This is a genomic window from Planktothrix sp. PLAVEN19ND, from assembly GCF_057220675.1.
In genome coordinates this window covers 4,404,054-4,424,378 of record NZ_CM170132.1, presented here as the reverse complement: position 1 = coordinate 4,424,378, position 20,325 = coordinate 4,404,054, and the positions used below count along the sequence as shown (strand labels likewise).

General features: G+C 39.6%; 20 protein-coding genes. 11 read left to right on the top strand and 9 right to left on the bottom strand.

The window, feature by feature from the left end; translation table 11 throughout:
- Positions 1-53 precede the first annotated feature (53 nt).
- Complete coding sequence (locus tag AC2D3N_RS18860; RefSeq protein ID WP_484691790.1) at positions 54-230, bottom strand: hypothetical protein; 177 nt, start codon at positions 228-230, stop codon at positions 54-56.
- On the opposite strand from AC2D3N_RS18860, the gene AC2D3N_RS18855 reads away from it, so the two are divergent.
- From AC2D3N_RS18855 to AC2D3N_RS18830, 6 genes are all read left to right on the top strand, one after another.
- Complete coding sequence (locus tag AC2D3N_RS18855; protein ID WP_484693777.1) at positions 224-325, top strand: carbohydrate porin; 102 nt, start codon at positions 224-226, stop codon at positions 323-325. The two genes, AC2D3N_RS18860 and AC2D3N_RS18855, sit on opposite strands and share 7 nt — an antisense overlap.
- Positions 326-381: 56 nt before the next feature.
- Entirely contained in the window at positions 382-1,476 is a 1,095-nt protein-coding gene (locus AC2D3N_RS18850) for an ATP-binding protein (protein WP_079676702.1), read from the top strand.
- Between the two features lie 23 nt (positions 1,477-1,499).
- Positions 1,500-2,357, top strand: a complete 858-nt coding sequence (locus tag AC2D3N_RS18845; RefSeq protein WP_484691789.1) for a hypothetical protein — start codon at positions 1,500-1,502, stop codon at positions 2,355-2,357.
- 72 nt (positions 2,358-2,429) lie between these two features.
- On the top strand, positions 2,430-2,723 hold the full coding sequence (locus AC2D3N_RS18840; RefSeq protein WP_079676700.1) for a DUF433 domain-containing protein: 294 nt from the start codon (positions 2,430-2,432) through the stop codon (positions 2,721-2,723).
- Entirely contained in the window at positions 2,720-3,064 is a 345-nt protein-coding gene (locus tag AC2D3N_RS18835) for a DUF5615 family PIN-like protein (protein ID WP_484691788.1), read from the top strand. The genes AC2D3N_RS18840 and AC2D3N_RS18835 overlap by 4 nt, the downstream gene beginning before the upstream one ends.
- 69 nt (positions 3,065-3,133) lie before the next feature.
- Entirely contained in the window at positions 3,134-4,288 is a 1,155-nt protein-coding gene (locus AC2D3N_RS18830) for a DNA cytosine methyltransferase (protein ID WP_484691787.1), read from the top strand.
- On the opposite strand, the gene AC2D3N_RS18825 is transcribed toward AC2D3N_RS18830, so the two are convergent.
- The 3 genes from AC2D3N_RS18825 to AC2D3N_RS18815 all read right to left on the bottom strand — a co-directional run bounded on the left by AC2D3N_RS18825 (position 4,257) and on the right by AC2D3N_RS18815 (position 8,078).
- A complete protein-coding gene (locus AC2D3N_RS18825) occupies positions 4,257-4,823 on the bottom strand; it encodes a Uma2 family endonuclease (RefSeq protein WP_079676697.1) in 567 nt (188 codons plus the stop codon). The two genes, AC2D3N_RS18830 and AC2D3N_RS18825, sit on opposite strands and share 32 nt — an antisense overlap.
- Positions 4,824-4,878: 55 nt before the next feature.
- On the bottom strand, positions 4,879-6,273 hold the full coding sequence (locus AC2D3N_RS18820; protein ID WP_484691786.1) for a DUF1800 domain-containing protein: 1,395 nt from the start codon (positions 6,271-6,273) through the stop codon (positions 4,879-4,881).
- A 134-nt stretch (positions 6,274-6,407) separates the two neighbouring features.
- Entirely contained in the window at positions 6,408-8,078 is a 1,671-nt protein-coding gene (locus tag AC2D3N_RS18815; RefSeq protein WP_484691785.1) for a CHAT domain-containing protein, read from the bottom strand.
- Positions 8,079-8,386: 308 nt separating this feature from the next.
- Here AC2D3N_RS18815 and glgX point away from each other — a divergent pair, with 308 nt between their 5' ends.
- On the top strand, positions 8,387-10,468 hold the full coding sequence (glgX, locus tag AC2D3N_RS18810) for a glycogen debranching protein GlgX (RefSeq protein WP_484693776.1): 2,082 nt from the start codon (positions 8,387-8,389) through the stop codon (positions 10,466-10,468).
- Between the two features lie 40 nt (positions 10,469-10,508).
- Here glgX and AC2D3N_RS18805 read toward each other — a convergent pair whose 3' ends face one another.
- From AC2D3N_RS18805 to AC2D3N_RS18795, 3 genes are all read right to left on the bottom strand, one after another.
- Positions 10,509-11,009, bottom strand: coding sequence for a MogA/MoaB family molybdenum cofactor biosynthesis protein (locus AC2D3N_RS18805; protein ID WP_079676693.1), 501 nt, complete (start codon positions 11,007-11,009; stop codon positions 10,509-10,511).
- Positions 11,010-11,179: 170 nt separating this feature from the next.
- Positions 11,180-11,518, bottom strand: coding sequence for a photosystem II reaction center protein Psb28 (gene psb28 / locus AC2D3N_RS18800; protein WP_079676692.1), 339 nt, complete (start codon positions 11,516-11,518; stop codon positions 11,180-11,182).
- A gap of 81 nt (positions 11,519-11,599) precedes the next feature.
- On the bottom strand, positions 11,600-12,463 hold the full coding sequence (locus AC2D3N_RS18795; protein WP_234996582.1) for an SPOR domain-containing protein: 864 nt from the start codon (positions 12,461-12,463) through the stop codon (positions 11,600-11,602).
- Positions 12,464-12,707: 244 nt separating this feature from the next.
- On the opposite strand from AC2D3N_RS18795, the gene mnmA reads away from it, so the two are divergent.
- From mnmA to moeB, 4 genes are all read left to right on the top strand, one after another.
- On the top strand, positions 12,708-13,811 hold the full coding sequence (gene mnmA, locus AC2D3N_RS18790; RefSeq protein WP_484691784.1) for a tRNA 2-thiouridine(34) synthase MnmA: 1,104 nt from the start codon (positions 12,708-12,710) through the stop codon (positions 13,809-13,811).
- A gap of 140 nt (positions 13,812-13,951) precedes the next feature.
- On the top strand, positions 13,952-15,244 hold the full coding sequence (locus AC2D3N_RS18785; protein WP_079676689.1) for a M16 family metallopeptidase: 1,293 nt from the start codon (positions 13,952-13,954) through the stop codon (positions 15,242-15,244).
- 161 nt (positions 15,245-15,405) lie between these two features.
- On the top strand, positions 15,406-15,879 hold the full coding sequence (locus tag AC2D3N_RS18780) for a M67 family metallopeptidase (RefSeq protein ID WP_200816675.1): 474 nt from the start codon (positions 15,406-15,408) through the stop codon (positions 15,877-15,879).
- Between the two features lie 87 nt (positions 15,880-15,966).
- Entirely contained in the window at positions 15,967-17,139 is a 1,173-nt protein-coding gene (moeB, locus tag AC2D3N_RS18775) for a molybdopterin-synthase adenylyltransferase MoeB (protein WP_079676754.1), read from the top strand.
- 56 nt (positions 17,140-17,195) lie between these two features.
- Here moeB and ligA read toward each other — a convergent pair whose 3' ends face one another.
- Together ligA and AC2D3N_RS18765 are read right to left on the bottom strand one after the other, a co-directional pair.
- Positions 17,196-19,244, bottom strand: coding sequence for an NAD-dependent DNA ligase LigA (ligA, locus tag AC2D3N_RS18770; protein ID WP_484691783.1), 2,049 nt, complete (start codon positions 19,242-19,244; stop codon positions 17,196-17,198).
- 108 nt (positions 19,245-19,352) lie between these two features.
- On the bottom strand, positions 19,353-20,306 hold the full coding sequence (locus AC2D3N_RS18765; protein WP_484691782.1) for an Npun_R2479 family HD domain-containing metalloprotein: 954 nt from the start codon (positions 20,304-20,306) through the stop codon (positions 19,353-19,355).
- Positions 20,307-20,325: the final 19 nt, after the last annotated feature.

Here is a 20,325-nt window from a genome sequence, read left to right as displayed (position 1 = left end):
CTAAACCTATTGGTTAAACTCTATTTTCAAGGTAATGCAATTGCATTGTGTTGTCAAGGGTGACATAATTGACTTGAAAACCAAACTAAATCTTGATAACTAATTAAAGTGCGATCGCTAATATTGCTCATTCCATATACGATTCCGATTTGATAAATGCGATACAAATTCTTCGGTAAAGTTTGAATTAAGTCGGGTTTATAAATATAAATTAAATGACTATATTGCAATTAATTCGGGCTTAATTTGGCTAACAGCACCCGCTCAAAATAATCAGAATAACGATGCAATTATTGGCATTGTTAGAACAACATTTACATTTTGATCGGTGATCCTCCCAAAAATGGTAATATCAGCAATTAGCTTGTTCAATAGACACCGATGGATATAGCAGAGTTAGCAGCCCCCTTAGAAACCTTTGGACGGCAAAGACAATTTCAGCAGATCACTCAAGCCTTAGCCCGTGATCGAGATTTGTTAATTGCCGGAGTACCGGGCAGTGGCCGACGAACCCTGGTCAGAAGGGCAGCGACGGAAGTCGGGGCAAAAATTATCGAAGTGGACTGTATTCGGGCAACCGATGGCCAACGCTTGACTCAACTGTTATGTGAGGGGATTTCTCAGGCAATAAAAAGTCCTATCGCTATTGAGTGTTTGCAAGAATGGATAAGTAAAGAAGCTACTGAATTTTTTGCCTGTCAAGGAAATATGGCAAAAAGTTTGCGGCTAATTGCGAAACCGGAAGAAGTTTGGCAAGCCTATCAATTATTAATTCATTTTCCACAATATTTAACGGAATTTGTAGGGCGACAAGTGGTGTTAATTTTGCAAGGTTTTCCCCATATTAGATCTTGGGATCGACAGGGAAATTGGGAAAAATTATTGCGCCAAGAAATTCAACAGCAAAATTCTGTGAGTTATGTTTTAATAACAACTTTAGCGGAAACTAGCAATCAAGAGGAGTTTCATAAAAATTTAGATATTGTGCAGTTAACGCCCCTATCTAATGATGTGGTTGCAGCTTGGGCGCATGGGGTTTTACATCGAGAAAATTTAACTTTTGATCCGCGATCACAAGCATTACAATACTTTTTAGAAGCGGTGCAAGGACATATTGGAGATGCTTCGGCTTTAGTGCGTCGCTTGTGTAAAGTTAAAACCACAAATGGTTTAATTGCAGATCAGGAAATCGAGGAAACCTTACAGGAATTATTAGCCGATTTTTCAACGGTATTCGAGTCATTGTTAGTATTACTTCCGGCTTCTCAAGCTCAATTATTAGAGTCTTTAGCCCTAGATCCCACGGATAAACCCCAAAGTCGGGAATATATTACTAAACATCATTTATCCAGAGGAGGAAGTCTACAAGGAGCGATCACGGGTTTGCAACATAAAGGCTTAATTTATGGTTCAGAATTAGGCTATAAATTAGCTTTACCGTTATTTGGTTTATGGATCAAACAACGGTTAAGTTAAATTAAAATTAAGGATCAAACTTAATGTATGGTAATTTTTTCATGAAAAAAACAGGTTTATTTTTATTGTTGTTTTTATTAACAGGTTGTGAAATTCTATCGGAACATTGGCGACAACTTTCAAAAACCATGAATATTGTTAGCTCCAGTTCATCTAATAAAATTGAACAATGTGGGGAACAACCTTCAGGAAATATTGCTTCATCTAATATTAAATTAATCAATTTAACCGCTATTAATACCAAGGAATCTGGCCAAATTCGCCAAGGAAGTTATTTAGCTTATCAATTTCCTGCTAAAGCTGGTCAACAGTTAAATTATCGCACAGAAGATAATTTATGTATTTGGGTTTATGCACCGGATAGACAACTGATTAAAACCAAAGATTTATCCCAAACGGGTCAATATACAATCGTTTTAACAGCTTTAAAAGGAGCTACAACTTTTGATCTAAAAATGAGTTTAGGGTCTCATGGTGCGACAGTAAAACAACCCTTACAACCCCTACCTCCTTTTGCTAATTCTCCTACTCCTACCCCAACTCCTACCCCAACTCCTTCTATTTCTCCTCAAGCAAATAACGCCACCGAAAGAGTTAAATTTGACCCTGGAGCGACGGGAACAACGGTTACAGGTATGGTTAAACCCGCAGAAAAACGACAATATAAATTAGAATGTGCCGCCGGACAAAAGATGTCGGTTGATGTAACCGAAGGAACGGTAGATATTAATATTTTAGATCCGAATGGTAAGAATATTGGTACTATTAAAAATAGCAAAAATTGGCAAGGAGAATTGCCCATTGATGGAGATTATACCATCGAAGTTTCTGGCTCAAAAGCAGCTAATTTTAAACTTAATGTTGATGTGCCTGCATTGTAACTCTATTCCTGGGATTATGATGTTGCAATGTGATATTATAGAAGTATAAAAAATTTTGTTGTATGAGTTGATATGACTGTACAATCGGTTTCTCGTTATGTGAGTCGTAACCCTGAAATTCTTCAAGGTGAACCTATCATTTTAGGAACTCGAACTTCAGTCCGAGCTATTGTTGGGTTATGGCGTTTAGGAATATCTCCTGAAGAAATCCCGATACATTTACCCCATCTAACATTAGCACAGGTTTTTGATGCCTTGAGTTTTTATTTAGATAATCAAGAGGAAATTAATCATTATATTGAACAAAATCGCATTCCTGAAGAATTAGTTCATCCTGCTGTTAAAGCGGCTATGAAAAAAACATGAAATTATTTGCAACACTATATACAGATGAAGATGTTTCTGTTCTAGTTGCAACTTTACTCCGCAGTAGAGGTTTTAATGTGACAACATCACTAGAACAAGGAATGTTAGGAAAATCCGATCAAGATCAGTTAATTTATACAGCAAAATCTGATCGATGTTTACTGACTCATAACCGAGTTGATTTTGAACAGTTGCATTTAGAATATATGGCTAAAAAACGGAACCATTCAGGAATTATTATTGTCCCTCAAAAAAGTCCTCATGAAATCGCTCAACGGGTTTCTATTTTATTAGATACTCTAACGGCTGATGAAATTTTTAATCAACTTTTGTATGTGTAAATTGACTTTAATATTCCATTGTTCAAACAAAATATTATAATTAATTCTATTATCTTGTTGAGTAGAGAAATGAAAAACTTTATTGACTTATTCTCCGGCGCCGGGGGAATGTCTTGTGGATTAGAAATGGCAGGAATGAATTGTTTATTGGGAATAGATTTTGATAAATCTTCCTTAGAAACCTTTCAAGCTAATCATCCCCATTCCCAGACGATTTTAGGAGATTTGCGGGAAATTAAAACCGAATCAATTCAAGATATTATTGGAAATCAAACCGTAGATTTAATTTGCGGTGGCCCTCCTTGTCAGGGATTTTCAACCATTGGTACAAACGATAAAAAAGATCACCGAAATTTTCTATTTTTTGAATTTTTGCGAATGGTAGAAACCTTTAAACCTAACTTTATTATTCTGGAAAATGTTACCGGGTTATTAGCAAAAAAGAATGAAAGTACATTGACATTAATTATTAATAGTTTTACCCAATTGGGTTATACTGTCGATGTGAAGGTATTATCCGCCCATCATTATGGTGTTCCCCAAGCCAGACGACGAACTATTTTATTAGGAAATCGTTTCGGAGTTAGTAACATTTATCCAGAAAAACGATTTAAAGACTCTGAAAAAGATCCTGATCTTTTACCCTTACCTCGCACGGTAGAATGGGCATTTAATACTTTATTAGAGTTTGCAGGTCAAAGTTTTAACCATGATTTGAAAACAGCCCAAATCAAAAATGAATTAGAAAGAAAAAGAATTCATTATATCCCTGAAGGGAAAGGAATTCGTTATGAACGAGATCAGTTAGCCTATCTCCCGCCTTCCTTGTGGTATGATATAAATTGGAAAACAATTCGAGAAGAACGATTTCGAGAAACCCAATTAAAGCGTTTAGATCGGTATTACCATTCCGGTACAATTAATACAAATAAAACCACCTATTATCATCCTACAGAAGATCGTTATTTGACTCCCCGAGAAGCCGCCGCTATCCAATCTTTTCCACCTGATTATATTTTTTATGGAACATCCTCTCAACAATGGCGACAAATTGGTAATGCAGTCCCGCCGTTATTAGCTGCATCGGTAGGAGAGGCTATTTTAAAGTTAGACCAACTCAAAGATAACCTAGAAAAAACCTATTCTATCCCAGATTTTCAAGCAGTGCGTTCCCAGGCATTTAATTATCGGTTTAAGGAAAAAATAACTGGACAACAGCACTAAATCCCGGTAATAAAGGTGATGTGATTTCATCTGTTTCTAATAAGGTTGAAACCTTAACTAATTGTGCTTTTTCTCTGCGATAAATTTCAACTTGTTTGGTAGAATAATTAACAACCCAATATTCCTGAACTCCCGTAATAGAATAGAGTTTTAATTTAGCTTGTTTATCTCGACGCTCGTTTTGTTTTCCGGGGGATAAAACCTCAATCACTAATTCCGGTGCTCCGGTTAAATGTCCCGCTTCATCTTCAATTTGTTCGAGTCTTTCATGAGTCACCCAAACCACATCAGGAATAACACTATCAATATCAGAAAAGATTAAACCCGGAGCAAAAATTGTGACGCCTAAATTATTCGACTCTGACCAAATATCAAGTAATGCACAAATCTTAACACAAGCCTGTTGATGGCGACGATGGGGAGAGCGAGTCATAAAGAGTTCTCCATTGAGGATTTCATGGCGTATCCATTCATTTTCTGGTAGTCCCTCGACGTCTTCAATTGTCCAGATTACTTGTTCTAGGGTTTGATTCATCATGACCCCCGTTTTGGGTTTAATCCTTTTAATTATAGCAAAAAATCGGATATTTTCAATACATCATAAATTCAGGACTTCCTAAAATTAATGCTCCTCTTAAATTCGGGGTAGCTTTGTCTAAAACGGAGCGAGTTTGAGGGGAGAAATTATTTTCTAATGTGGAGGCTAAAAAATTAGCATCAATGGGTTTTCCATCGTCAAGTAATCCATTGGATAAGGGAACAGATAAACTACTGCGTCTTACCATGGCGTCGGGATTTAACCAAGCGGATTGAATATTTTTATACCCATCGGGAGACGGACAACCATAGAGGGGCATTCCTAATTGATTTAGGATACCATCTAGGGGTTCAAAATTGGTAACTGTACCGATAATTCTCATCACTGAAACCAGATATCGATAGGGGGTTTTAAATTTAGTTTGATAAATATTGGTTTGCCAAAATTCGTTACTTGCAAAGAGGGTTTGGAGAACCATTGCAATATTTCCATCGCTATCTAAGAAGGTTTTAGCTAGTTTTTTAACCAGGGGATCGGGAGGAGTATCACTAACAAAATTTTGAGCTAATTGATAACTAATATGTTGGGCTGTAGAAGGATGTTTTGCTAGAATATTAAGAGCTTCTTCGCCTTCATTCATTCCACTACCTTTAATCGAATATCCTAAAAACACTTTATCGCTAAAATCATGGCGGGTTTCGTCAAAATAAAATCCCGATTTAGTTGAGGTTTGGGCAATAGGTTGAAATAGTCCCCATCCGGTTAAAATTTTGGCTAATTCAATAATATCTTTTTGGCTATAACCGCCATTAACTCCTAATGTATGTAACTCTAATAATTCCCGGGCATAATTTTCATTTAACCCTTTAAATGCGCCCTTTGCCCCCGAACTTCCCGGGGCAGTATTTTGCCAATTATCTAAATAGACTAACATAGCCGGATGTTTGGCAGTTGCTCCTAATAATTGTCTAAAGTTTCCTAAAGCATGGGGTCGAATGGCGTGTTGTTCATAGGAACTAAAAAACTGTCGAGTTAAATCACTTTTTGTCGCAAATACATTAAAATGGTTATACCAAAAATCCACCATTACTTCTTCTAATTGACGAGGACTAGCAAAAGCCCTTAATAAACGTCCTCGTTTGGCTTGCTGCATGATTTTTTGATTAAAACTTTGCTTAATTTTAATCATGGATTTGCTATCTAAACCGAGGGTTTTAGCTTGTTCTAGGGTTTGTTTTTCCGCTAGAATAACTTCACCGGGTTGCCAAACTAATGTATTTAAAGGATTGAGTCTTTCCTTTAAATCGGCGGGATAGGGAATTGTTTGTGGTTGCAGTTGGGTCTTAATATAAGTATCAATTCCCATCTGTTGTACCTGTTGAATTTGTCCAGGAGTAACACCAAAACTTAAACGATTAATTAGATGAAAAATTTTAGGTTCAATCATAAATCAGTTATCAAGTATCCGCATTATCATTTGTAGGGGCGGGTTCATTGAGATGCGCAGTAATTAACAAAGATCTAAAAGAACCCGCCCGTACCAGTTATCAGTGTAAGAGTTAATACTTGATTTATCACCTATTACCCATTGCCTATTCCCCATTCCCCATTCCCTTCAATTACAAACTCTAACAATTGCCCCTGAGAACTGCCAAATTTTAACTGCATTCCTGATATTAACGGAATTTCTTGATGGTGTATGCGTTGCCATTCTTGAGTATGAAAAATTAAGGTTCCATAGCGAGAAAAATCCCTTAAAAAATAATTCGGTTGGGTTTTTCCATCGGAACTATGACGACAAAAAATTTCTGCGTGTTTAGAAGAAACCCACTGTTCCGCAACAATTACATCATTCCCTTCTCCACGACCTACCCGCATTAATCCGGTATCAATGGGCCAAACCTGGGCTGGGGTATTAGTCCCGGGGTTATAGAGTCGTAACCAGGCCCGGGGAACATCCCCAAACCCTGTTACCGAACTCATTGGCATTTCTGTCTTAATCTGTTCTAAAGGCTGGACTAACACCCCGTCAAATTCCGGGTGCATATACAAGATGGGTAACGTCCAAGCGGGTTGATTAAACTTATAAAGGGCTAACAAATGCTGACGGGCCATGGCCACGGCCTGATCTACGGGGAGACGTTCCCCTAAAGCTCTAGCAAAGGCTTGAATAAAGCTTAACGCCTCGGCGTCGGTAATCGAGTCCCGCATTCCCAACACCGCCGGAACCCCGTGATGGATTAATACTTTAGCTAAACTACTACTAGGAATGGCTTGAAATAGTGAATTAGAGGGGGTTGACACGGTTTCAACGGCCGGGTGAGCACTCCAACAGGCGTTAAACACCGCTAGGATAATCCCACATCGGACTAACACCTGGGCCAGTTCTGTCCCATTAATAGTAGTATCGGGACGCAGAAATAATAACCCACCATCGGGGGCTGGCATTCCATGTCCTGCATAAAATAAGACGTTATAGCGGTCGGTTTCTAATTCTGCAATCAGTTGTTCAACGGTCGGTTCCAGAAGGGTTTTAACGCCGCAGGAAACCTCACTATCGACTCGATTTCCCAGGGTATCCATGCCGCATTGTTCAAAGGCTTTACCGATGGCGATCGCTTCTTTTTCTAAAGCCAATTTCGATAATTCGGAATTAGGAGACACCCCAGGGGTTTGACCTTCCCCCAACACCAATAAAATATTCAACCCTGGAGCCGCCAAACGCTGGGGGAGGGGGTTGACATCAAAGGTCGTGCGACTAAACCACAGATGTTGACTCAGGGAAATCGCCGGTTGACCGCCTTGGGGTTGCATCGTTTCCCAGGGAATGGGGATTAAATCCGGGTCTCGGAGGTCTAAGCGAATCCGTAGGGGTTGATCCTGGCCAATAGCAATCCCTTGACTGCGGTGTAAACTAGCTTGAATTGATCCTTGAAATAACCATTGCCAGAGATTGATCCCAAATTGCTGCATTAAACGGGTGGTATAACTAAGTTGTTGCCCCGAATTGGCAGCAGCAGTTAAGGACAAATTGGCAGGAGGAGAACACAAACCATTGGGAATACTATGGGGGGAAAATAGTTCTAACCACGCTTGCCAAGTTTGGGAAAGGGGTTCGGGCCAGCTACTATCATGGTGAACATATCCATTCCAATCGGGAGACTGTACCACCCAAGTTGCAAAATGATGGGCAACGGAGGTATTCATCCGAGCGATCGCAATACTTAAGCAAGGGGTTTCTGAGGGGGACATTCAACTGAACACACAGTTTTATTGGGATTTTCTGCTAGTTTATCGCGTTTTTAGCACTGGTGATCGGTTATTTATCCCAATTAACGATAATCTAGGTTAAACATTATGTTAAAGGCAAAATTTCTGTGCAGGGGGACGGCGCGCCTTGCCCCTAGGATGAATTAGATTGGGTGATTCCCAAACCGATAGAGTTCATTCTTTCTGTTCCGATGTTCTTTATTCCACAACAGAATTATTCAACCCGAAAAGGAGTTAGACCGTTGAATACAGCAATTGATAATCGAGAAAACTTGCAAGGAGTGAAAGGCGTGCATCTTGATATTTTATCTGGTCAAAGCTACCCCTTGGGAGCCACGGTTTATGCCAATGGGGTGAATTTTTGTATTTTTTCTAAAAATTGTACGGCTATAGAATTACTTTTATTTGATACCGCCGACGCCCACGAACCCACCCAGGTAATTCCCTTTGATCCTAAACATAATAAAACCTTTTATTATTGGCATATTTTTGTTCCAGGAATTCAAACCGGACAAATTTATGGATATCGCGTTGATGGTTTATATGAACCGGAATTAGGGTATCGTTTTGACCCTCAGAAAGTATTATTAGATCCCTATGCAAAAGCTATTGTTAATACGGAAAATTATAGTCGGGCTGCCGCTTCTGTTCCGGGGGATAATTGCGCTCAAGCCTTAAAAGGAGTGGTGGTTGATAAGCGAGGTTATGACTGGGAAGGAGATAAACCTTTAGAATTACCCTACGCCCAAACGATTATTTATGAACTGCACGTCGGGGGTTTTACGCGCAATCCTAACTCGGGAGTTGCCCCGGAAAAACGGGGAACCTACGCGGGATTAATTGAGAAAATTCCCTATTTAAAAGATTTAGGAATTACCGCCGTGGAATTACTCCCGATTCATCAATTTGATGAACAGGATGCAGTTCCTCCTCGGAGTAATTATTGGGGATATAGTACCATTTCCTTTTTTGCTCCCCATCGAGAATATAGTTCTAATCGAGATGCTATCGGCCCGATCAATGAATTTCGAGATATGGTCAAGGCTTTTCATAAAGCTGGAATTGAAGTGATTTTAGATGTGGTTTATAACCATACTGCCGAAGGAAATGAAGAAGGCCCGACCTTATCCTTTCGCGGATTAGATAACAGTATGTATTATATTTTAGAGAAAGATAATCCGGCTGATTATAGTAATTATAGTGGCTGCGGAAATACTATTAAAGCTAATCATGAAATTTCAGGACAGTTAATTATTGATAGTCTGAGATATTGGGTTTCAGAAATGCACGTCGATGGATTTCGCTTTGATTTGGCTTCGATTTTATCCCGGGATAAAGAAGGAAATCCGATTGAAGATGCCCCGATTTTATGGATTATTAAATCCGACCCCGTATTAGCCGGAGCAAAATTAATTGTTGAAGCTTGGGATGCAGGGGGATTATATCAAGTAGGTTCTTTAGCAGGGGATCGTTTTGCCGAATGGAACGGACAATTTAGGGATGATGTCCGTCGTTTTGTCAAGGGAGATGAAGGACAAGTTGAAAAGTTAGCCTATCGAATTATGGGGAGTCCTGACATTTATCCCCATCCCGATCGAGAAGTGCATTGTAGTATTAATTTTGTTACCTGTCATGATGGTTTTACTCTGCATGATTTAGTTTGTTATAATGAAAAACAGAACGATGCTAATGGAGAGGAAAACCGAGACGGTTCTGAATATAATTTTAGTTGGAATTGTGGCATTGAAGGGCCGACGGATGACCTGTATATTCAAGCTTTACGCCTGCAACAAATTAAAAATCTGTGGGTAATTTTATTACTGTCTCAAGGGACTCCGATGATGTTAATGGGGGATGAGGTTTGTCGGACACAATTTGGAAATAATAACGCTTACTGTCAGGATAATCCGTTAGGGTGGTTTGACTGGAGTGATGTGGGGAAAAATCCTGATGTCTTGCGGTTTGTTAAAAGTTTAATCCGCTTTAAAAAGGAACTCCATCTCTTTCAGTTAGATGATATTTTGGAAATGAATATAGAGAGTAATTCTCCCTATGTGATTTGGCATGGAGTGAAGACAGGAAAACCTGATTTATATGACAGTTCTCGCACCATTGCTTTTAGTTTATATCATCCCCAAAAAGGCGAACATCTCCATATTATGTTAAATTCCTATTGGGAACCCTTAAACTTTCAATTACCTCCCCTTTCTAAAGGAGAACGTTGGCATCGTTTGGTAGATACGGCTTTAGCGGTTCCTAATGATATTAGTCGCTTGAGTGCTGCCCGACCAATTATGGGAAAATATTATCATCTCAGCCCCCGTTCTGCTGTTGTTTTAATTGCTATGGCAGGGAACAGGCAACAAGTCTAAGAAAAAAAGTTGATCCTCTGGGTCTGAGCAATTAGGATTGCTATAGCAGTTTAACTAAATGGGTTAATTCAGGCAAAATTAATTTTTCCATTGCCAACTTTACTGCATTAGAAGATCCAGGAACCGAAAAGATTAATTTCCTTTGATAAACTCCAGCTACAGCCCTGGAAGCGATCGCTCTTGACCCTATTTCATGATAACTCAAAGCTCTAAAAATTTCTCCAAATCCAGGTAAAGTTTTTTCTAATAATTGTTCCAGAGCATCATAGGTAGTATCTCGGGGTGAAATTCCGGTTCCTCCACTAAAAATACAAGCATTCAGTTCAGGAATTTGACAGAGTTTTTTCAATAGTTTTATAATGTCTTTCGGTTCATCTTTAATAATTTGATAATCGAGAATTGGATGCCCAGTATTCTGTAGAAATTGCTGAATTAGTTGACCACTTTTATCGGTTTCTGGCGTGCGAGTATCACTCACCGTAATCACAGCACAATTAACCAAAAATTCCGAAGTATCAGGATGGGGAACTGGTAAAGTCATAAGGAATTACGAATTACGAATTACGAATTACGAATTACGAATGGGTAATAGAATGGGGAATTTATTTAATAAATTAACTATTAAACTGATGACTGGTACGGGCGGGTTCTTTTAAATGTTTGTTAATCACCTAAATCTCGATGAACCCGCCCCTACAAATGATGACTGAATTAGGATTTACTAAATTCTAATCCATTAGCTTTTGCATAACGTTCCATAAACAACATGAAACGATCCCATTCTTCGGGAGATTTCATTAAATGAATCGCCTCGATTTCCGTAGGTCTTCCATTAACAAACTTAGCGTTAACATCACGGGTGACGATTTCCCCATCATCATCAATCATATACATTCCTGTAATTTCTTGGGTGGAATCATCCGCTAAGGCTTTAGGATTGAGAAAATAAAATTTTGCTGTACCTTGACTCCCATCCCGTGAACGAGTCAGACGAACATCAGGAATTACATCTTCATCAATACCTATTGAAAATTGAATTTTAGCTACCATATTATCTTGTTAATCCTTTCTTGTTTAAGAGTTAACATCTGATTGTCTCATAATCTGGCAATGAAGTACAGCATCAATAGATTATCTCCCAAAATAGACAATAGCACGAGATAATCCCGAACTTTGCAGATAAGTTTCCCATTGTTGGGCTAACTGTTGATTGGCAAAAGGCCCAACAGCAACAAAGGGATTAGTAGCCGCCTGCTGCATCTGAATACTTTGGGAAGGAACACCCAAAGCTGCTACATTTTCAGCCACAGAAACCAGTTGATTTCTTTGACTAGGAATTAAGATAAAATAGCTATCAGTATTTCCTAATCCTAAACCAGAACCAGGGAAGGCTGGCAGGATATTCGGGGGGATATTGGGAATAGTAGCTAAAAACGCTTGTAATTGTGCGGTACTGTTAATAACGGTCGAAGAAATCCCCCCTAATGCTAACTTTTGTCGGAGTTGGTCAGCATTAGACTGATTCACAAAACTGCCCGCTTGAATAATCAATTGTCCTTGATAGGTGGATGTTCGAGCATTGGGAGAAATTTGGCGGACTGCACTTAAAGAATTCGAGGTCGGACTCACATAAACTTGATATAATCCCAAGTCAGTTGTGATCGGAATTTGACCCGATGGAATCGAAGTTCTGATCACTTTAATATCCGTTTGGTCGGGAGGAATAACCATCGGATTAACTCGAATTGGATTGTTAAAATCTTCTCCAGATTTCAAGTTAATAATTTCTCCTTGAACCCCCTGGCTTTTTAAGTCTGCAATTAATTTTTGAGCCTCACTTTGATTAAAATAAATTCCCAGATCAATAATGCTACGATTATTATATCGTTGGATCATGGCTCCGGGCTGAACTTGCTGCACGACTTCTAACAGTAAAGGACTCTCGCCATTGACATAAACTCCATAGCGTTCTTGGGCAAAAACAGGGGAAACCATTACCCCATATCCCCCCAATAGCACGAGGCTAGAAAATAGGGGTATTTTCCAAATAAATTTTGTAAGCCAATTGGTTTTTTTCTGTATTACAATAGAACAGACTGACATTTTAGCGTCCTCCCGTTTGGAGTGGGTTCGGTTGATATTGGCAGGTAAGCCAGTTAAGAGTAATCAAAATTGGCAGATCAGTCAAGATTAAAGTTAGGTTAGTTAATCAAAATTAGCAAGTTATTCTGATGTGATCATGAGCAAAGTTGTTGTAGGTCTTTCTGGTGGAGTCGATAGTTCCACAGCCGCCGCCTTGCTACACCATCAGGGATATGAGGTGGTGGGGTTGACCCTTTGGTTAATGAAGGGAAAAGGACAATGCTGTTCAGAAGGAATGGTGGATGCGGCCTACATTTGTGAACAATTAGGAATTCCTCATCATATTGTGGATAGTCGAGAGTTATTTCAAACCTATATTGTAGACTATCTCGTTGATGGTTATAGTGCCGGAATTACTCCGTTACCCTGTTCTCAATGTAATCGGGCGGTGAAATTTGGCCCGATGTTAGATTATGCCCGAGAACAGTTAGGAATTGATCGAATTGCCACGGGTCATTATGCTAGAATTGATTATGATGAAAAGGGCGATCGCTATCAATTAAAACGAGCCGTAGACCTGAATAAAGATCAGTCTTATTTTTTATATGACTTAACCCAAGATTTACTCGCCGGAACTCTATTTCCCTTGGGAGAAGTGTTAAAAACCGAAACTCGCCAAATGGCTAATCAATATGAGTTAAAAACCGCCGACAAACCCGAAAGTCAAGATTTATGTTTAGTGGAAGCCAATGGTTCCATGCAGGCTTTTTTAGATAAATATATTACGGGTAAAAAAGGCGATATTATAGACACAAAAGGTCGGGTTTTAGGACAACATGAGGGCATCCATCATTATACCATTGGACAACGAAAAGGTCTAGGAATTTCGGCCCCCAATCCCCTATATGTTGTCGGAATTGATGCGGGTAGAAATCAAGTGATTGTTGGGGATAGAGAAAGCGCGGTACAAACAGAATGTACAATTAAAAGAGTGAATTGGGTGTCTATTTCCCCACCAAATACCCCCATTCGTACCCAGGTACAAATTCGCTATCGGTCTCAACCCCAACCTGTCACCGTAATTCCGATTAATCCCCCAGAAGGAGCCGAAATTGATCCCAAAATTGGTTCCTGCGTTAAACTTATTTTTGATGAACCTATCTTTGGAATTACTCCCGGTCAAGCAGCAGTTTGGTATGACGGAGATTTAGTCTTAGGAGGGGGAATTATTGATATTCAAATACCCATAAACAGGGAATAGGGAATAGGCAATGGGCAATAGGAATAAATAGGGATCACCCATTACCCGTTACCCATTACCCATTACCCATTACCCATTACCCATTACCCATTACTCATACCGATCTAAATCCCCCAAACTTAAAGAAAAATAGAGGAACTGTGACCCAAACTTTAACCCCGTCTAATACAATTCGTAATGTTCATCGCACAGTTCAGGATAACGGGATTGTGTTGCTAGTAACAGAAAATCCCGCCGCTGATATTATTGCAACTCGTCTATTTCTCCGAACAGGAAGTCGCTGGGAACCTCAAGAAAAAGCCGGACTTTCCCATCTGGTAGCCACGGTATTAACCAAAGGAACAGACCAGCTTTCCTCCATGGAAATTGCCGAACAAGTCGAATCAGTCGGGGCCAAATTAAGCGCAGACACGTCAACGGATTATTTTTTACTAAGTCTAAAAACTGTTGCTTCCGATTTTGAAGATATTTTAAGTTTAACTGGTGAATTATTACGTTCCCCCTCCTTTCCCGAAGAAGAAATCGAACTAGAACGTCGCATCACCATTCAAGGAATTCGGTCACAACGGGAACAACCCTTTTCCGTCGCCTTTGAACAACTGCGACAACAGATGTATCAACATCACCCCTACGCCCTTTCCACCCTAGGAACCGAAGCCAGCGTTTCCCAACTCAGCCGCGCTGACCTGCAAGAATTCCATCAAACCTATTTCCGTCCCGATAATTTAATTATCTCCATCGCCGGACGCATTACCCCAGAGGCGGCAACTGAACAAATTCAACGGGTATTTGGCGACTGGAGGGCCCCTGAAACCCCCTTACCGACATTATCCCTACCCATCCTAACCTCAATACCCCAAAACGCCATTACCCCCCAGGAAACGCAACAATCGGTTGTGATGTTGGGCTATTTAACCAGTTGTGTCAACCATGAGGACTATTCGGCGTTAAAAGTATTAAATACCTATCTGGGAAATGGCTTATCTAGTCGATTATTTGTAGAATTGCGGGAAAAACGGGGTTTAGCCTACGATGTATCGGCTTTTTTCCCCACCCGTCTCGACCAGTCTCAATTTGTTGTCTATATGGGCACGGCGCCGGAAAATACCGAAATTGCCATTGATGGGTTACGCACCGAAGTGGAACGCCTGGTCAATATTCCCCTAACGGCGGATGAGTTACAAGTAGCTAAAAATAAACTTTTAGGTCAATATGCTCTGGGGAAACAAACCAACTCCCAACTGGCGCAAATCTATGGCTGGTATGAATGTTTAGGGTTAGGAATTGAATTTGATACGGAATTTCAGAATAACATTGCGGCGGTGACTTCTGCTGATACCCTGCGGGTTGCTAACCACTATTTTATTGAACCCTATCTTTCCGTTGTTGGCCCGGAAGCCTTTGTGAGTTCCTTTTCTGTTTCCCAGTCCTAGAGGTTTTCTGAACATCGGGGGGGAATATAGCAATCTGTGCCGGGGTTGTAATATTTTATTGTAGGGGTTTGGTCTCCAAACCCAGGCGCAAAGAGGGTTTGGAGACCAAACCCCTACAGGTTTTTATCACAAATCATTTTCCGGTGTTCCCTAGTGCCATAATGTCTATATTAACTATATCCTCCGAACAGATTCAACTGATTTGTACCCACGCCGAACAAACCTACCCCCAGGAATGTTGTGGGTTATTAATGGGTGAAATTAACGAAAATAATCATAAAATTACAGTAGAGATTATTCCAACCGAAAACGCTTGGAATTCTGAAACTGCTAAAACCTTTGAGGAAGTAGAAACCACCGATATACCCGTTACCTCTGAACGTCGGTTTACGATTTCTCCTCAACAAATGATTCAAGCTCAAAAACAAGGTCGCGATCGCAATTTAATCATAATAGGTATTTATCATTCCCATCCCGATCATCCCGCTATTCCCTCCGAATTTGATCGAGTTTGTGCTTGGTCAGACTATTCTTATATTATTATTTCTGTAGAAAAAGGAAAAACCACCGACCTACAAAATTGGAGTTTAGATCAGAATCATCAATTTCAAGCTGAACCTTTAATCAGAGATTAGCCAATCTTCCCGATCATCAGCTACAATATATAATTTTGATGACCCAAACCCCTAACTGGGACGGTTATATTTTTTGTCAAAATTGCTATGCTAAATCCGAATCTGGATGAAATCCAGTTAACGAAAGACGACTACGAACGGTACTCCCGCCACTTGATTTTACCAGAAGTCGGTCTGGAAGGTCAGAAACGCTTAAAAGCGGCGAGTGTGCTTTGCATTGGAACCGGGGGACTAGGTTCGCCCTTACTGCTCTATTTGGCGGCGGCGGGCATTGGACGCATCGGAATTGTTGATTTTGATGTGGTGGATACCTCCAACCTGCAACGCCAAATTATTCACGGGACAGCTTGGGTGGGGAAACCCAAAATTGAGTCGGCGAAAAACCGGATTTTGGAAATTAACCCCGCTTGTCAAGTTGACCTCTACAATACCCGCATCAGTTCAGAAAATGCCCTCGACCTGCTGCGACCCTATGATGTGATTGTAGATGGAACTGACAATTTCCCGACCCGATATTTGGTGAATGACGCCTGTGTGTTGCTGAACAAACCCAACGTCTATGGGTCAATTTTCCGGTTTGAAGGTCAAGCAACGGTCTTTAACTACCAAGATGGGCCTAACTATCGGGATTTATACCCCGAACCCCCACCTCCAGGAATGGTGCCCTCCTGTGCAGAAGGCGGGGTTTTAGGCATTTTACCTGGAATGATTGGCGTGATTCAAGCCACAGAAACCGTTAAAATCATTCTGGGTCAAGGACGAACTTTAAGCGGACGTTTGTTATTATATAACGCTTTAGAAATGACGTTCCGGGAGTTAAAATTACGTCCTAATCCTGTTCGTCCGGTAATTGAAAAATTAATTGATTATGAACAGTTCTGCGGAATTCCGCAAGCACAAGAACAGGAGGCAAAACAGAAAATGGATATTCCTGAAATGACGGTTCAGGAACTGGAAAAATTACTCGGTAGTGGGGCGAAGGATTTTGTATTAATTGATGTGCGTAATCCCCATGAGTATGAAATTGCTAAAATTCCAGGTTCGGTGTTAATTCCTTTACCCGATATTGAGCAGGGAAAAGGCATTGAACAAGTTAAAGAATTGTTAAATGGTCATCGTTTAATTGCCCATTGTAAATCGGGAATGCGTTCAGGAAAAGCATTAGGGATTCTCAAAGAAGCTGGGATTTCAGGAATTAACCTTAAAGGTGGAATTCTGGCTTGGAGTCGAGAAATTGATGCTTCAGTTCCCGAATATTAGATTGCATTGATTTGTGATCAAAACCTGTAGGGGTTGGGTCTCCCAACCCTCTTTGCTTAAACACCAGATATTAAAGTTAGTAATTCTGCTTCTGATAATAGGGTAATTCCTAAATCTTGGGCTTTTTTAAGTTTAGATCCTGCTTCTTCTCCTACTACTACATAATCGGTTTTTTTACTAACTGAATCCGTGACTTTTCCTCTGGCATTTTGAATTAATTTTTTAGCATCTTCCCTTTTTAAAGTTGGTAATGTTCCTGTAATTACAAAAGTTTTACCTGCCAAGGTTTGAGGTTCATTACTTTGATTATAGTCTATTTTTTCTGAATTTGCAAGCTCTAATCCTGCGGTTTTTAATCGTTCTATTAATAGTTGATTAGCAGGAAGATTAAACCATTCATAGACAGAATAGGCAATTTCTGGCCCGATACCATAAACTCCTTCAATATCGGCGGCGGATGCTTGGGTTAATTGTTCAATATTCCTGAATTTTTGGGTAATTAATTCGGCATTCACACTGCCAACATGACGAATTCCTAACCCATATAAGACCCGTGCCCAGGGTTGGTTTTTAGAAGTCGCGATCGCTTGAATAATTTTAGTCGCCGACTTTTCCCCCATCCGGTCTAAAGTCATTAATTGCTCAAGGGTTAAATCATATAAATCTGCTACGGAATTAACTAATTTTTTATTAACAAACTGTTGAACTAATTTGTCCCCAATGCCATTAATATCTAAGGCATCTCTGGAACACCAATGAATCAAAGATCCTTGTAAAATTGCCGGACAAGAATCATTAATACATCTGGTTACCGCCTCTCCCAATGACTGTACAACCGCCTGACCGCATTCCGGGCAATGGGTTGGCATTTCAAACTTTTTAGCGTCCTGGGGGCGCAATTCTAATAATACTTTAACGACTTCGGGAATAATTTCCCCGGCTTTGCGGACAATTACAGTATCACCGATATGTAGATCCAACTCAGCTAGGCGATCGCGGTTATGTAGTGTTGCTCTTTGAACCGTTGTACCTGCCAGTAAAATTGGGTTAAGTTCCGCAACAGGGGTTAAAGCTCCAGTTCTTCCCACTTGTACAGTAACAGATTTAATTTGAGTGGGCATTTCTTCCGCCGGATATTTATAAGCGATCGCCCATCGCGGAAATTTCTGGGTAAATCCTAATTTTTCCTGTAGAGATAAAGGATTAATTTTAATTACCACTCCATCGGTCATATAGGGTAAGTTTTGCCGTTTTTGATCCCAATATTCACAATATTGAATCACTTCATCTAAATTAGAACAAAGTTGACGGTTGGGATTAACTTTAAACCCCATTTTTTGCAATAATTCTAAATTATCCCATTGGGTTTGAGTAGAAACTATTTCTAAATTATTCCGTTCTGGAATATGTAAGGTATAGGCAAAAAAATCCAGTTTCCGTTGGGCGACAATTTTAGAGTCTAATTGTCTTAAAGTTCCAGCAGCAGCATTTCTGGGATTAGCAAATAATGATCCCCTTTCTTTTTGTCTTTCTTGATTAATAATTTCAAATACTTTTAAGGATAAAAATGCTTCTCCTCGGACTTCAACTAAATCAGGTGGATTTTCTAATTCTAATTTTAAGGGAATTGAACGAATTGTTTTCACATTTTGAGTAATTTCTTCCCCGGTTATCCCATCTCCTCGCGTTGCACCTCTAACTAATATTCCGTTTTCATAAGTTAATGCTAAAGCCGATCCATCTATTTTTAATTCACAAACATAAGTCGGAAATTCTGATGTATTTATAGCTATTTTTAGACCTCGATCTTGCCAAGTTTTTAACTCATTAAAATTAAAAGCATTATCTAAACTATATAGAGGAATATTATGTTTAACAGATTGAAATTGAGTAGCGGGGGTTTCTCCGACTCTTTGAGTCAGACTATCAAAAGTAATAAGTTGTGGATATTGTTGCTCTAAATCTTGCAGTTCTCGATATAATTGATCATAAACTGAATCCGGTATTGTGGGTGAATCTAAGACATAATATTCATAACTGGCTTTCCGTAATAACCGTTTTAATTCTTCAATTCGGTGCTGAATTTCTGGGGTAATTTCTATCATTGTTAATACCTCAAAACTGTTAACATAAAATAGATTAAAAGGAAGATCAATAAATTAACCTCCCTTTCTCAATTAGGAATTACCTTTTTTCCGATCAATTTTGAGTTTCTATAAATTTAAACCCGTTAATTCAAAGGATTTTTGATCATTTAAATCGCTACCTTTATTCTGATCATTTTTGTTCCCACCATTGACTTCAGCCGGAAATTGATTAATTCCTTGTAAAATTCGAGATTCATTTTCCACTTGAAATACATTGGCGTAAAGGTTAGCAACAATCTGTTTTCCTTCTTGGGTTAATTCCAAATATTTCAGTGCCGCCGGAATATAAGGAAACACTCCATTCCAGTAAAATTTAGCATAATTTCGCCGTAAATCCCCGGGAGTTTTATAACCTAAAACTTTGTTAGTTCCCACTTCTTCAAACTCATAAAATAGGGAACTAATCTTTTTCAAATACCGGGGATCACTGAGTTGACCAATCAAATCAGCAGCCCGGGCTAGTCCCGAATAATTATGTCGATCTTGATGGGTTTCATCAGCAGGAACAGGAAAACGAGTCAACTCAATATTCCGTTTAATTTGTTCAGCATCAATTAAATTATGCCCTCCAAATCGTTCATCAATTACTAACTTTCCCCGATCAACATGATAAGGAGTTAAACTAGCCGATGTAGCACCCACCGAAATTGGCACAATCCCATCCCCAATTCCCGTCGCAAATAAACCCACAGATTCTTGATCTTGCCGACAAACACCCTTCACATAGCCAATATCATGACACAGTAAAGAAATGATAAAATGTAACCAGTCTTCGGTCGTAACTCCACCTTCCCGAATATGTTTTCCGCGTAAAATTTCCTGTCCCACTAACGTCACTAACATGGTATGCTCAACGTTGTGGTAAAGAGCGTCACAATTGGCAATATTTTCCAGTGCCATTGTTCCGGCCCAGGCAATAATTTCAGGGTAGTTGGGTTTAAACCCGCCGTAAGTCCGACGATATCCAGCTTGTAATTGCTGAACAAAGACATCAATTAGAATCGCTGTGGCATTAATCATAACTTATTAGTTAAATAAA